This window comes from Pseudonocardia endophytica, from assembly GCF_004339565.1.
Classification (GTDB): domain Bacteria; phylum Actinomycetota; class Actinomycetes; order Mycobacteriales; family Pseudonocardiaceae; genus Pseudonocardia; species Pseudonocardia endophytica.
The window spans coordinates 25419-37843 of sequence record NZ_SMFZ01000001.1; the positions used below are offsets into that span (position 1 = coordinate 25419).

Consider the following 12425-nt stretch of genomic DNA (forward strand, 5'->3'; position numbering starts at 1 on the left):
CCGGCGAGAGTGCATTCGCCGAGCCTAACCGCCACCGGGTCGCGTGCGCGGTCGGCGGCCATGATGCGTCCATGACGGATCCGGCCCGGGAACGGGTGGCGCTCTACGACGCGGACGGTGTCGTGATCGGCGAGGCGGACCGCGGCGAGGTCTACGCGCACTCGTGGTGGCACGGCACGACGGCGGTCGCCCTGCGCAGCACCGACGGTCGCCGGGTGCTCGTGCACCGACGCACCGACGACAAGCTCGTGATGGCCGGTCTGGTCGACTGCTGGGCCGGCGGGGTGATCGACCCGGGTGAGACGCCGGACACGGCAGCGGCCCGCGAGCTCGGCGAGGAGCTCGGCGTCACGGGCGTCCCGCTGGAACCGCTGTTCCGGATGGCGTTCGACGCGTCGGCGCTGGGCGTCGACACCGGCCCCGGCACCGGACCGCACGGCCTGCGTGCCCACGTGTTCGCCTACCAGGCGTTCTCCGACGGGCCGGTGGTCGGCCAGGCGTCCGAGGTGGCGGAGCACTGGTGGATGGAGCTCGACGAGCTGCGCTCCCGGATCGAGGACCCTTCATGGGCGTTCGTGCCCGACGGGCGGGAGGTCGCCCGCCGTTGGCTCTCCGGTCACGTCGGAGGTACCGACCGGTAACATCGTCCGGCCCGATCCCGACACGCCCCGCGGGGCCACGAGGGGATTCCCCGGAACCTCCGTGGCAACATCCCCGCAACGCCGTCGTCATCCCGCAGCATCCCGGAGTTCGCCATGGTCAGCATCTCGGTCTCGGCCCGCTCGTTGGCCGCCGCACGGAAGATCGATCCGGACGTCTCGACGGCCGCGGTGCAGGCCGCCGTGGAAGCCGCGCTGGAGGCGGACCGGCGCGAGGCGCAGCGCCGCAGTCACGATGCGGACGCCGCCCCGCGCTAGTTCCGCCCTCCGCCCCGGGACCCGAGCGCCGTCCGCTCCGTCGCGCATCTCGGGGTGCTCGAGCGCCGGCCGGCCGGACCTCAGAGGTTGATCATGTGGCCGGCCAGGCCGTGGATCGCCTCCTGCAGGCCCTCGGACAGCGTCGGGTGGGCGTGCACGTTGCGCGCCAGCTCGAACGCCGTCAGGTCCCACTTCTGGGCCAGCGTCAGCTCCGGCAGGAGCTCCGTCGCCTCCGCGCCGATGATGTGCCCGCCGAGCAGCTCGCCGTAGGTGTCGTCGCTGATCAGCTTCACGAAACCGTTCGGCTCGGCCATGCCCTGCGCCTTGCCGTTCGCGGTGAACGGGAACTGCGCGACCTTGACCTTCCAGCCCTTCTCGTCGGCGAGCTCCTCGGCCTGGGCCTGCGTGTAGCCGAAGCTCGCGACCTGCGGCTGGCAGAACGTCGCGCGCGGCATCATCACGTACTCGAGCTCCTGGGTCTCCGCCCCGGCCAGCGTTTCCGCCGCCACGACGCCCTGCGCCTCCGCGACGTGCGCCAGCATCAGCTTCGCCGTCACGTCGCCGATCGCGTAGACGTGCTCGACGTTCGTCCGCATGTGGTCGTCGATCGCGATGGCGCCGCGCTCGGTCAGCTCGACGCCGAGCTTGTCCAGACCGAAGCCGTCGACCCGCGGGGCGAAGCCGATCGCCTGGATCACCTTGTCGGCCTTGATCTCCTCCTGCTTGTCGCCGGAGGAGACGGTGACCGTGACGCCGGAGCCGTCGTCGACGATGGACTCGACCTTCGTCGAGGTGCGCACCGTCACACCGAGCTTCTTGTAGCGCTTGGCCAGCTCCTTGGACACGTCCGCGTCCTCCAGCGGGAGCAGGCGGTCCAGGAACTCGACGATCGTCACGTCGACGCCGTAGTTGGCCAGCACGTAGGCGAACTCGACGCCGATCGCGCCGGCCCCGGCGATGACCACCGATCCGGGCAGCTCGCGGGTGAGGATCTGCTCCTCGTAGGTCACCACGCGCTCGGAGAGCTCGGTGCCGGGGAGCAGCTTCACGGTGGAGCCGCTGGCGATGATCACGTCGCCGTAGGTGAGCGTCTCCGACCCGCCGTCGGACAGGTCCACCTCGATCTCGCCGGGCTTCGTGAAGCGGCCGAACCCGTCGAACTCGGTGATCTTGTTCTTCTTCATCAGGAAGTGCACGCCCTTGACCCGGCCGTCGGCGACCGTGCGGCTGCGGTCGAACGCGGCGCCGAAGTCGAACGAGACGTCACCGGAGATGCCGAACGTCTTCTGCTCGGCGGTGAAGATGTGGGCGAGCTCGGCGTTGCGCAGCAGGGCCTTCGACGGGATGCAGCCGACGTTCAGGCACACCCCGCCCCAGTACTTCTCCTCGACGACGGCCACGCTGCGGCCGAGCTGGGCGGCACGGATGGCCGCGACGTATCCACCGGGGCCGGCACCGAGAACGACGACGTCGAAATGAGGCATGTGCCCAGCCTAGGACCCGTGCGCCACCCCGCGCCGGGCCGGGCGAGCGGCGTCACGCGCTCGCGCAGCCGTCGGCCTCCTCGCCGTCGCAGGACTCCCCGTCGACCAGCCACAGCGGACCGTCGGACAGGTGCGCGACGAGTGCCTCGGTCGCCTCGCGCAGCGCGTGCTGCTGATCACGGGTCAGCGCGTCGAACACCGTCGCGCGGACCGTCGTGACGTGACCGGGCGCGGCGCTCTCCAGGACGGACATGCCCTCGTCGGTGAGGGCGGCCATCTGCCCGCGGCGGTCGGTCGGGCACGACGTGCGGGCGATCCAGCCGGCCTCCTCCATCCGCGCGACCGCGTGCGAGACCCGGCTGCGCGAGGACAGCGACGACGTCGCCAGCTCGCTCATCCGCAACGTCCGGCCCGGCGCCTCGGACAGCCGGACCAGGATCTCGTAGTAGGCCTGCGGCATCTTCGACTCGGACTGCATCTGCCGCTCGACACGCTCGGACACCAGCCGGTTCGCGGCCAGGAAGGCGCGCCACGTCCGCTGCTCGTCATCGTCGAGCCAGGGTGTGTGACCCACGACACCTCCCGGTAATCATTGAACGCTCAACTCGTTGGTACTAGTATCGCTCTCAACAAGTGAGAGTTCAACCAATCTCCGGAGGTCTCCCCCGATGACTGCAGCGTCCACCACCAGCATCCCGAACTACACCGTCGGCACGTGGGACATCGACGCGTCGCACTCGGCCGTGTCGTTCGTCGTCCGGCACATGATGGTCAGCAAGGTCCGCGGCAAGTTCGACGTGTTCGCAGGCGAGTTCACCACCGGTGAGCGCTTCGAGGACTCCACCGTCTCCGCGACGATCGACGCCCGGTCCATCGACACCGGCACCGACCAGCGTGACCAGCACATCAAGTCGGCCGACTTCTTCGAGGTCGAGACGCACCCGGAGTGGACGTTCCGCTCCACCGGCATCACCGCCGACGGCGAGGACTTCGTGCTGGCGGGCGACCTGACGATCAAGGGCGTCACCAAGCCGGTCCAGCTCAAGCTCGAGGTCAACGGGTTCGGCCCGGACGCGTGGGGCGGCACCCGCGCCGGCTTCACCGCCACCACCTCGATCAACCGCAGCGACTTCGGCGTCGACATCTCGATGCCGCTCGACGGCGGCGGCGTCGTCGTGAGCGAGAAGATCGGCATCGAGCTGGAGATCGAGGGCGTCCTGCGCGCCTCCTGATCCCACACCTCCGCGACCTGCAGAGGCCCCGGACCGGCTCCCGGTCCGGGGCTCGGTCGTGTCCGGGGCGGCTCGTGTCCGGGCGGTCCGCGGTCGCGTGCGACGCTCCGACACCCGGCGGCGTCGGCACCCGCCGGCCGTCCGGTCGTCCGGCCGTTCGCGGTCCGCGCCGGTTCCTGCCGGGGGTCGGTCGTAGGCTCGGTCGCGTGACCTCGTACCGGGAGTGGCGGCCGGCGGGACCGGTCGGCACGCTGCTGGAGTGCGCCTGGCAGTCCCGGACCGGGCCGGAGGTGGCCCGCGAACAGCGCGTGCTCCCCGACGGGTGCATGGACCTGCTGGTGCTCGACGGGCGCCTCGTCGTGGCCGGACCGGACACGGCGGCGCACACGGCACGGCCGTCGCCCGGCGCGGTGACGACGGGCCTGCGGTTCCGGCCCGGAGTCCTGCCTACGCTGCTCGGTGTACCGGCGGCCGAGCTCGTGAACCAGCGTGTGTCGCTGTCGGACCTGCCGCTCTCCCCCGCCGACGTGGACGTGACGGTCGTCGGCGAGGCCCCCGACGACCGTGGTGTTCATCTCGACGCGGCCCTGCTCCTGGACACAGCGTCCCGGCTGGTCGCCGCGGACCGCCGACGTCCCCTTCCCCGCCCGCTCCCCCGCTGGGCGTTGCGCGCACTCGCCCGCGGCGCGGCGACCACCGACGTGGCGGACCGGCTCGGCGTCACCACCCGCACGCTGCACCGCACCTGCGTCGCGACGCTGGGCTACGGCCCGTCGGTGGCCCGTCGGGTGCTCCGGTTCCGTGCCGCGGCCGCGCTGCTGTACTCGGGAGCCGCTCCCGCCGACGTGGCCGCCCGCACCGGCTACGCGGACCAACCGCACCTGTCCCGCGAGGTCAGGGCTCTGGCCGGCGTCTCACCCACCGCCCTCGCCGCGGGCTGAGCCGAACGCGTCCCGGGCCGCCCGGTGGCGCCGTCGTCCCGGCTCGACGCCCAGCCGCTGCGGCCCGGCCGGACGAAGCTGCGGCCCGGCCGGACGAATGCGTCGTCCGTCAGGCGCATCGGCACCGGCGTCACGCCCGCGCCGGCTCGCACGCCCCGCCCGCGCCACCGCCCTGCTCCGAGTTCGGCTCGAACGTGAGGTCACCTCGGGCGCGACCCGGCCGGACACTCCGTCCGCGTCATCGGCTACCGACGCCACATCCGTTCCGGTCGATGCCGGAACGCCGACCCTCGGGATCGCCACGCCGCAACGGATCGCCACGCCACAGCGCCGCGGGACCGCCGAAACGTGCCTGCCGATCGGCGTTGCGAATCGGTTGCGACGTTCTGGCTGTCCCGACCGCCACAACCCGCCACTCGATCCCGTCGAGGCGTCGAGTGCGGCGTTCCGGTCACCTGAGCTTCCTCCCGGAGCGGTGCCGGCCGCCGGCGCACGACGACCGGCCGCGCTGCCCTGCCCGGCCACGCCCGCACCCGATCCGGATCCCGCTCGCCGGCCCGAACGAGCGTGACGTTCGGACACTCCCGGCACGGGGACGTCACCGTCGTTCGACGGGCCGGGGTCAGGCCCAGGCGAACAGGTCGAGGCTCGTGCCGTCCGGGTCGCGGACGGTGGCGTAGCGCTGGCCCCACGGAGCGTCGAACGGGACGAGCTCGCTCTCGTATCCCGCGTCGACGACACGGGCGTGCGCCGCGTCCACGGCGGCCGGGTCGGGGAGCAGGAACGCCACGCCGACGCGTCCTCCACCGGGCGGAGGGGGCGTGTAGTCGGCGTGGAACGAGGCGACGGTGGCGTCGGTGTCGAAGCCGAGTCGCAGACCGCCGCGCAGCGTCACCTCCACGTGCGGCTCCGTGTCGGCGGACGCGGGGATGTCCAGGCCTATCAGGCGGTAGAACGCGAGCGAGCGCGGCATGTCGGAGACGACGATCCCGATCATGTCCAGCTGCGCGCCGATGGTCGTGTCGGTCATGGCGAGGACGGTAGAGAGCCGCGTCGCACGCGTCGTGAACGGATCGGACAGCCGGAACGGACCCGCGGCCGATGCCGACGGATCGGACTCCCGTAACGAACCGGGACGGCAAGGAGCTGTCCGTGCGCTTCGCCGACTTCCTCGAGATCGGCGACGACGGCGTGCTCCGCTCGCAGTGGCTGACGGTCGACTTCGCGCCGCCGTTCGCCTGACGCGCCGCCCGCAGCGCCGCCCCGACGCGACCACGCCCTCACGCGTCGGGCCCCGCCACGGATGCGGCGGGGCCCGACGTGCGAGCTGCGTCTACAGGTACTGACCGGTGTTCGACGCGGTGTCGATGGCCCGGCCCGCGGCGTCGTTCTTGCCGGTGACCAGCGTGCGGATGTAGACGATCCGCTCGCCCTTCTTGCCCGAGATCCGCGCCCAGTCGTCCGGGTTGGTCGTGTTGGGCAGGTCCTCGTTCTCGGCGAACTCGTCCACGATCGCGTCCAGCAGGTGCTGCACGCGCATGCCCGGCTGACCGGACTCGAGCACCGACTTGATCGCGGTCTTCTTCGCCCTGTCCACGATGTTCTGGATCATGGCGCCGGAGTTGAAGTCCTTGAAGTACAGGGTCTCCTTGTCACCGTTGGCGTAGGTGACCTCGAGGAACCTGTTCTCCTCCGACTCGTCGTACATCCGCTCGACGATCCGCTGGATCATGCCGTCCACACACGCCTGGCGGCTGCCGGAGAACTCGGCGATGTCGTCGGCGTGGATGGGCAGCGTCTCGGTGATGTACTTCGAGAAGATGTCCTTCGCGCCCTCGGCGTCCGGACGCTCGATCTTGATCTTCACGTCCAGCCGGCCCGGCCGCAGGATCGCCGGGTCGATCATGTCCTCGCGGTTCGACGCGCCGATGACGATGACGTTCTCCAGGCCCTCGACACCGTCGATCTCGGAGAGCAGCTGGGGCACGATCGTCGTCTCGACGTCCGAGGAGACACCGGACCCGCGGGTCCGGAAGATCGAGTCCATCTCGTCGAAGAACACGATCACCGGCGTGCCCTCGGACGCCTTCTCGCGCGCCCGCTGGAAGATCAGCCGGATGTGCCGCTCCGTCTCGCCCACGAACTTGTTGAGCAGCTCGGGACCCTTGATGTTCAGGAAGAACGACTTCGCCGCGTCGGGCGCGTCGTCCCCGCGGAACTTCGCGACCTTCTTGGCCAGTGAGTTCGCCACCGCCTTGGCGATCAGCGTCTTCCCGCAGCCGGGCGGGCCGTAGAGCAGGACGCCCTTCGGCGGGCGCAGCTCGTACTCCCGGAACAGCTCGCCGTGCAGGAACGGCAGCTCGACCGCGTCGCGGATCATCTCGATCTGGCCGGTCAGGCCACCGATGTCCTCGTACGCGACGTCCGGGACCTCCTCCAGCACGAGGTCCTCGACCTCGGCCTTGGCGATCCGCTCGTACGCGTAGCCGGCCCTGGTGTCGACCATCAGCGAGTCACCCGGCTTGAGCGGTCCGCTCTCCCCGTCCTCGCCGAGCTCGAACAGCGGCGCGGCCAGCCAGACCACCCGCTCCTCGTCCGAGTTGCCGATGACCAGACCACGCCCGGCCTGCCCGTCCTCGGTCGGCTTGGACACGATCTCGCGCAGCGAGTGCAGGTCGCCGATCTTCTCGAAGCCCATGGCCTCGACGACCGTGAGCGCCTCGTTCAGCCGCACCGACTGACCCGGGCGGAGCGTCTCGTTCTCCACCGCTGGCGAGACCGGCACCCGCATCCGGCGGCCCGAGGTGAACACGTCGACGGTGGCGTCCTCGTCGTACCGACCGAGGAAGACGCCGTAGCCCGACGGCGGCTGCGCGAGCCGGTCGACCTCCTCGCGGAGTGCGACGAGCTGGCCGCGCGCCTCCTTGAGCGTCTCGGTGAGCTTCTCGTTGCGGGCGTTCAGGGCGGAGAGACGGCTGGTCGCCTCCGACAGTCGTTGTTCGAGCACGCGGGCGTGCCGGGGGGTCTCGGTGAGCCGCTGGCGCAGCGTCGCGATCTCGTTCTCGAGGTATCGGATGTGCTCGGCAGCCTCAGCCGGACTGAGATCACCGTTCACCTGGTCACGCCTGCCGGGACCATCGTCGTAAGGGTTCACGGCAGCCTCCCTCCGTGTTCCGTTTCACCACGGTACCCGTTGGTAGGGCCCCGTAGCGGTGCGTCGAACCGGTGATCCCGACCTCAGCCGGACGGCACCTTGACGACACTCTGCGGCTCCGTGGACGTCACGTCACCGTCCTACAGGACGGGATTGTGTAAACATCTCGTGCCACACCGGAAGTCCCCGATCGCTCAGCGGGCGGTCGGCCTTCTCTGGGGCCGGGGCGGCGACACCCCGTCGGCAAGCCTGCGGGTGGTCACCAGGAACGCCGTGTGGCCGATCATCCGGTGCTCGGGACGGACCGCGAGACCGACCACGTGCCACGGCCTGACCAGCGACTCCCATGCCTGCGGCTCGGTCCAGCACTGCATCTCACGGAGCTTCTCGGTGAGCGTCGACAGCTGTGTCGTGGTCGCGACGTAGCCGACCAGTACCCCGCCCGGAATCAGGGCCGACCGGACCGCGTCCAGCACGTCCCACGGCGAGAGCATGTCCAGCACCACACGATCCACTTCGCCGGCGTGGTCACGGACGTCTCCCACGCGCAAGGTCCAGTTGGGTGGCGTCCCCCCGAAGAACGTCGTCACGTTCCGCTCCGCGTGCGGCGCGTGGTCCTCCCGGATCTCGTAGGACACGACCTGTCCCGTGGGTCCCACGGCCTGTAGCAGCGAGCACGTCAGCGCCCCCGACCCTGCACCCGCCTCCAGCACCCGGGCGCCGGGGAACACGTCGCCCCACATGAGGATCTGGGCCGCGTCCTTGGGGTAGATGACCTGCGCACCGCGGGGCATCGACAGCACGTAGTCGGACAGCAGGGGGCGCAGCGCGAGGTACGGCGTGCCGGCCGCGGACGTGACGAGCGAGCCCTCGGGGAGGCCGATCAGGTCGTCGTGCTGCAGCCCGCCGCGGTGGGTGTGATACACGCCACCCTCTTCGAGGGTCAGCGTGTACCTGCGCCCCTTCGGGTCGGTCAACTGCACGCGGTCGCCCGCGCGGAACGGGCCGCCGCGGGTCACGGGCTCGGTCTCGGAGACGGGTGGGACGACGTCGGGCACGGGGCGGAACGCTATCCGTGCCCCCGCTCCGCGCCCGGCACCGGGGCGATCACGCCTTCCGTCGAGGGAGCAGCAGCATCAGCGCGACGACGAGCAGCGCGGCGCCCGCGGTCAGCAACAGGCCGGGGCCGGAGCGCACCTTCGAACCCCACTCCCCGACGAACGGGATCGCGTACCACTCGACGCCGCGGACCTGTGTCGCCTGCACGGGCGTGCGGTCCGGCGACGGGTTCGCGTCGCCCTTCGTCCTGAACAGCGGGCCGGGGTCCACGCCGATCACGCGGTGGGTGACGGTGCGGGTCGCGCCGGTGGCCGGGTCGCGGTCGGTGAACGAGACGACGTCGCCGATCCGGATCCCGTCGATCGGCCGCGGCCGGATCACGACGAGCGTGCCGACCGGGAACGTCGGGCTCATACTCGGCGACTCGATCGTCAGCGCGGATCCGCCCACCGCGGCGGGCACCACGGCCACGGCCAGTGCGAGCGCGACGGCGGCGAGCAGCACCAGCGAGCCGAGCCAGGCGAGGAACCGGCGCAGCACCGACGGCCGGGCGGGGGCGGCCGGGCCGTCGGCGACCGGGTCCGAACCGGCCGCGGCGCGGGCGGCGGCACGCTCCTCGGGGGTACGGGCCACCCGCGGACGGATCCGCAGGGTGGCGTCCGGGGCGTCCGCCGGGAGACCGCGTGCGCGGCCTTCTGATCCTCTCCGGTCCCGGTCGTCCCCTGGCGACGGGTCGGCGGCGGAGTGTCGTGCCACACTGCCACTATAAGTGGTTCTTCGGACACGTTGCGTACACGATCGTGCAGTGACGTGCGCCGATGCGTCGCGGCGCCGCTCGCAGCCGGGTGATCGGCGCGGGCGGCACCGGGCCCGGCCTCGACGACACGATCCGGCCGATCACGACGAATGCGGGAGCCGGGCGGACAGGACTGTCGGACCCCTCGCCTAACCTCGTGCACGTGACGCGGGACGACGACGGGCCGGGCGCGGAACCGGCCGTCCGCCGCCCGCCGGCGCTGTCGCCGTCCCGCGCGTCGGATTTCAGGCGGTGCCCGCTGATGTACCGGTTCCGGGCGATCGACCGGCTGCCGGAGCCGCCCGGGCGCGCCCAGGTCCGCGGCACGCTCGTGCACGCCGTTCTGGAGCAGCTCTACGGCCTCCCGGCGGCCGAGCGGACGCCGGAGGTCGCGCACGCGCTGCTCGGGCCGGCGTGGGACGGGCTGCTGGCCGTCGAGCCGGATCTGGTCGCCGCGTTGTTCGACGGCACCGACGACCCGGAGCTCGCGCTGTGGCTGGACTCGGCGTCGGCGCTGCTGGACACGTACTTCACGCTCGAGGACCCGCGCACGGTCGTGCCGTCCGCCGTCGAGGAGCCGGTGGAGGTGGTGCTGGACTCGGCGTCCCTGCCGGCCGGGCTGCCGCTGCGCGGGTTCGTGGACCGCCTCGACCGGATCGACGGGGGCGGTATCCGGGTGGTCGACTACAAGACCGGCTCCTCCCCCGGCGAGTTCTACGAGCTCGGGGCCCTGTTCCAGCTGAAGTTTTACGCCCTGGCCGTGCTGGCGACACGCGGTGTGGTGCCCGCCGAGCTGCGCCTGCTGTACCTCGCCGACGGCCAGATGCTGCGCTACTCGCCGGACGCCGACGAGCTCGGCCGCTTCACCCGGCTGCTGGAGGCGATCTGGGCGGCCGTGCTCCTCGCGGGCGAGTCGGGCGACTTCCGGCCCAACCCCGGGAGGGCCTGCAGGAACTGCGCGTTCACGGAGCTGTGCCCGGCGTGGGACGGAACGCCGCCGCCGTATCCGGGCTGGCCGTCGATCACCCTGGAGGAGCCCGTCGAGCAGGCCGGGGCATGATCGTCTCGTGACCGACCTGTCCCCGTTCTACCTCCCCCGCGGCTCCGACGACGACGGCGAACACTTCGAGGCCACGTTCTCCACGACCGGTCCGTGGTTCTCCGACGCCCAGCACATGGGCCCGCCGTCGGCGCTGCTCGTCCGGGCGCTGGAGCGCCTCGACGACGGCCGGGCGCCGGACGCACCGGGGCTGGTCACGGCACGGGTCACGGTGGAGATCCTCGGCAAGGTCCCGGCCGGTCCGGTCGTGGTGTCCGCCGAGGTCGAGCGTCCGGGCCGGTCGATCCAGATGGCCGGGGCGACGATGGTGGCGGGCGGGCGCCCGGTGCTGCGGGCTCGGTCCTGGCGACTGGCGCGCGAGGACACGTCCTCGGTGACGACGGGCCTCGCGCCGGACATCCCCGGACCGGACACGGCGACCGTGCGCGAGGAGCGTCCGGACGGCTGGCTGCCCGGCTACGTCGACGCGATGGAATGGGCCTGGGTCACCGGCTGGCTGACCGAACCCGGTCCCGGACGGGCGTGGATCCGCCAGCGGGTGCCGCTCGTCGACGGCGAGGAGCCGAGCCCGCTGCAGCGCCTGATGGCGGTGGCCGACTCGGCGAACGGGATCGCGGCGCCGCTGGACGTCCGGAGCTGGTTCTTCCTCAACACGGAGCTGACCGTCCACCTGCACCGGGACCCGGTGGGCGAACGGTTCGGGCTGGACGCCGCCACCGTCGTCGGGCCGTCCGGGCTCGGCACCGCGTCCGCGGAGATCCACGACCGGGACGGCCACGTCGGGCGGATCAGCCAGGCCCTGACGGTCCGGCCGCGCTGACGGGCGGGCGCTCAGCGCCTGCCGACGCCGTTCGTGCCGTTGGGCTTGCCCTCCATGGCGCGGCAGGACCGGATCTCCGAGGTCAGGATCGCCGTGGCGCCGAGGCGGGCCAGCTTGTCCATCACCCGGTTCGTCTCCTTCGCGGGCACCATCGTGCGGACGGCGAACCAGTCCGGCTTGGACAGCGGCGAGACCGTCGGCGCCTGGAGACCGGGTGCGACTTTCTCGGCCTCCTCGAGCAGGTGGCGCGGGCAGTCGTAGTCCATCATCAGGTACTCGCGGGCCAGCACGACGCCGCGCAGCCGCTCGGCGAAGATCTGCTTCACGGCCGTGACCTCCGGGTCCTCCGGACGGTCGCTGCGCGGCTCACGCTCGATCAGGGTCGCGACCGACCGGGCGATCGGGTCACCGATCGGGACGAGGTTGTGCTGGCGCAGCGTGCGACCGGACGACACGACGTCGGCGATGGCGTCCGCCAGCCCGAGCTGGATCGAGATCTCGACGGCGCCGTCCAGCTTCACGATCTCCGCGCCGATCCGCTTGCCGGACAGGTACGAGCGCACCAGCCGCGGGTAGGACGTGGCGATCTTCTTGCCGTCCAGGTCCTCCAGCTTCCAGTCCTCGTTGGCCGGGGCCGCGAACTGGAACCGGGAGCCACCGAACCCGAGTTCCAGCACGGTCTGCACCTGGCTGCCGGACTCTTCCATGAGGTCGAACCCGGTGACGCCGAGGTGCAGGTCGCCCTTGCCGACGTAGGTGGCGATGTCCTTCGGCCGCAGGTAGAAGAACTCGATCTGGTTCTCCTCGTCGACCATGCTGAGGTCACGCTGGTCGGAACGCTGGCGGTAGCCGGCCTCGCGCATCATCGTGGCGGCCGGGTCGGCGAGAGTGCCCTTGTTCGGGAGGGCGACGCGGAGCATTGGGATCTCCAGGGTTGAGCGTGGAACGGTGGCGGCGCTGCG

13 protein-coding genes are annotated in these 12425 nt (G+C 71.6%); 6 read left to right on the top strand and 7 right to left on the bottom strand.

Annotation, left to right across the window (positions count from 1 at the left end; translation table 11 throughout):
* Nucleotides 1-71 precede the first annotated feature (71 nt).
* Both EV378_RS00120 and EV378_RS35105 read left to right on the top strand, forming a co-directional pair.
* Entirely contained in the window at nucleotides 72-641 is a 570-nt protein-coding gene (locus tag EV378_RS00120) for an NUDIX domain-containing protein (RefSeq protein ID WP_132420635.1), read from the top strand.
* Between the two features lie 114 nt (nucleotides 642-755).
* Nucleotides 756-917: a hypothetical protein gene (locus EV378_RS35105; RefSeq protein ID WP_165922077.1), complete on the top strand. Its 162-nt coding sequence runs from the start codon at nucleotides 756-758 to the stop codon at nucleotides 915-917.
* A gap of 80 nt (nucleotides 918-997) precedes the next feature.
* Here the strand turns inward: EV378_RS35105 and lpdA are convergent, their stop codons facing one another.
* Nucleotides 998-2401 (bottom strand): dihydrolipoyl dehydrogenase, encoded by a 1404-nt coding sequence (gene lpdA / locus EV378_RS00125; protein ID WP_132420637.1) that lies wholly within the window; start codon nucleotides 2399-2401, stop codon nucleotides 998-1000.
* A 52-nt stretch (nucleotides 2402-2453) separates the two neighbouring features.
* Entirely contained in the window at nucleotides 2454-2975 is a 522-nt protein-coding gene (locus EV378_RS00130; protein WP_132420639.1) for a MarR family winged helix-turn-helix transcriptional regulator, read from the bottom strand.
* Between the two features lie 94 nt (nucleotides 2976-3069).
* Here EV378_RS00130 and EV378_RS00135 point away from each other — a divergent pair, with 94 nt between their 5' ends.
* Nucleotides 3070-3633, top strand: coding sequence for a YceI family protein (locus EV378_RS00135; protein WP_132420641.1), 564 nt, complete (start codon nucleotides 3070-3072; stop codon nucleotides 3631-3633).
* Nucleotides 3634-3839: 206 nt separating this feature from the next.
* On the top strand, nucleotides 3840-4574 hold the full coding sequence (locus tag EV378_RS00140; RefSeq protein ID WP_132420643.1) for a helix-turn-helix domain-containing protein: 735 nt from the start codon (nucleotides 3840-3842) through the stop codon (nucleotides 4572-4574).
* A 622-nt stretch (nucleotides 4575-5196) separates the two neighbouring features.
* Here EV378_RS00140 and EV378_RS00145 read toward each other — a convergent pair.
* The 4 genes from EV378_RS00145 to EV378_RS00160 form a co-directional block, all read right to left on the bottom strand.
* A complete protein-coding gene (locus EV378_RS00145) occupies nucleotides 5197-5604 on the bottom strand; it encodes a VOC family protein (protein ID WP_132420645.1) in 408 nt (135 codons plus the stop codon).
* A gap of 303 nt (nucleotides 5605-5907) precedes the next feature.
* Entirely contained in the window at nucleotides 5908-7689 is a 1782-nt protein-coding gene (arc, locus tag EV378_RS00150) for a proteasome ATPase (RefSeq protein ID WP_243653545.1), read from the bottom strand.
* A gap of 233 nt (nucleotides 7690-7922) precedes the next feature.
* Entirely contained in the window at nucleotides 7923-8786 is an 864-nt protein-coding gene (locus tag EV378_RS00155; RefSeq protein WP_424511196.1) for a tRNA (adenine-N1)-methyltransferase, read from the bottom strand.
* 49 nt (nucleotides 8787-8835) lie between these two features.
* Nucleotides 8836-9543, bottom strand: coding sequence for a signal peptidase I (locus tag EV378_RS00160; protein WP_132420649.1), 708 nt, complete (start codon nucleotides 9541-9543; stop codon nucleotides 8836-8838).
* 203 nt (nucleotides 9544-9746) lie between these two features.
* Between EV378_RS00160 and EV378_RS00165 the strand changes: the two genes are divergently transcribed.
* The gene (locus tag EV378_RS00165; protein ID WP_243653191.1) at nucleotides 9747-10643 is read left to right on the top strand and encodes a RecB family exonuclease; all 897 of its coding nucleotides are present in this window, start codon (nucleotides 9747-9749) and stop codon (nucleotides 10641-10643) included.
* Between the two features lie 7 nt (nucleotides 10644-10650).
* Complete coding sequence (locus EV378_RS00170; RefSeq protein WP_132420653.1) at nucleotides 10651-11463, top strand: thioesterase family protein; 813 nt, start codon at nucleotides 10651-10653, stop codon at nucleotides 11461-11463.
* A gap of 11 nt (nucleotides 11464-11474) precedes the next feature.
* Here EV378_RS00170 and hisG read toward each other — a convergent pair whose 3' ends face one another.
* Nucleotides 11475-12383, bottom strand: coding sequence for an ATP phosphoribosyltransferase (gene hisG / locus EV378_RS00175; RefSeq protein ID WP_132420655.1), 909 nt, complete (start codon nucleotides 12381-12383; stop codon nucleotides 11475-11477).
* Nucleotides 12384-12425 lie beyond the last annotated feature (42 nt).

What these genes read in the sequence shown, in the direction of transcription:
- EV378_RS00120 (WP_132420635.1), top strand. Translation starts at nt 72, where the DNA reads ATGACGGATCCGGCCCGGGAACGGGTGGCGCTCTACGACGCGGACGGT.
- hisG (WP_132420655.1), bottom strand. Translation starts at nt 12,383, where the DNA reads ATGCTCCGCGTCGCCCTCCCGAACAAGGGCACTCTCGCCGACCCGGCC.
- EV378_RS00145 (WP_132420645.1), bottom strand. Translation starts at nt 5,604, where the DNA reads ATGACCGACACGACCATCGGCGCGCAGCTGGACATGATCGGGATCGTC.
- EV378_RS35105 (WP_165922077.1), top strand. Translation starts at nt 756, where the DNA reads ATGGTCAGCATCTCGGTCTCGGCCCGCTCGTTGGCCGCCGCACGGAAG.
- EV378_RS00135 (WP_132420641.1), top strand. Translation starts at nt 3,070, where the DNA reads ATGACTGCAGCGTCCACCACCAGCATCCCGAACTACACCGTCGGCACG.
- lpdA (WP_132420637.1), bottom strand. Translation starts at nt 2,401, where the DNA reads ATGCCTCATTTCGACGTCGTCGTTCTCGGTGCCGGCCCCGGTGGATAC.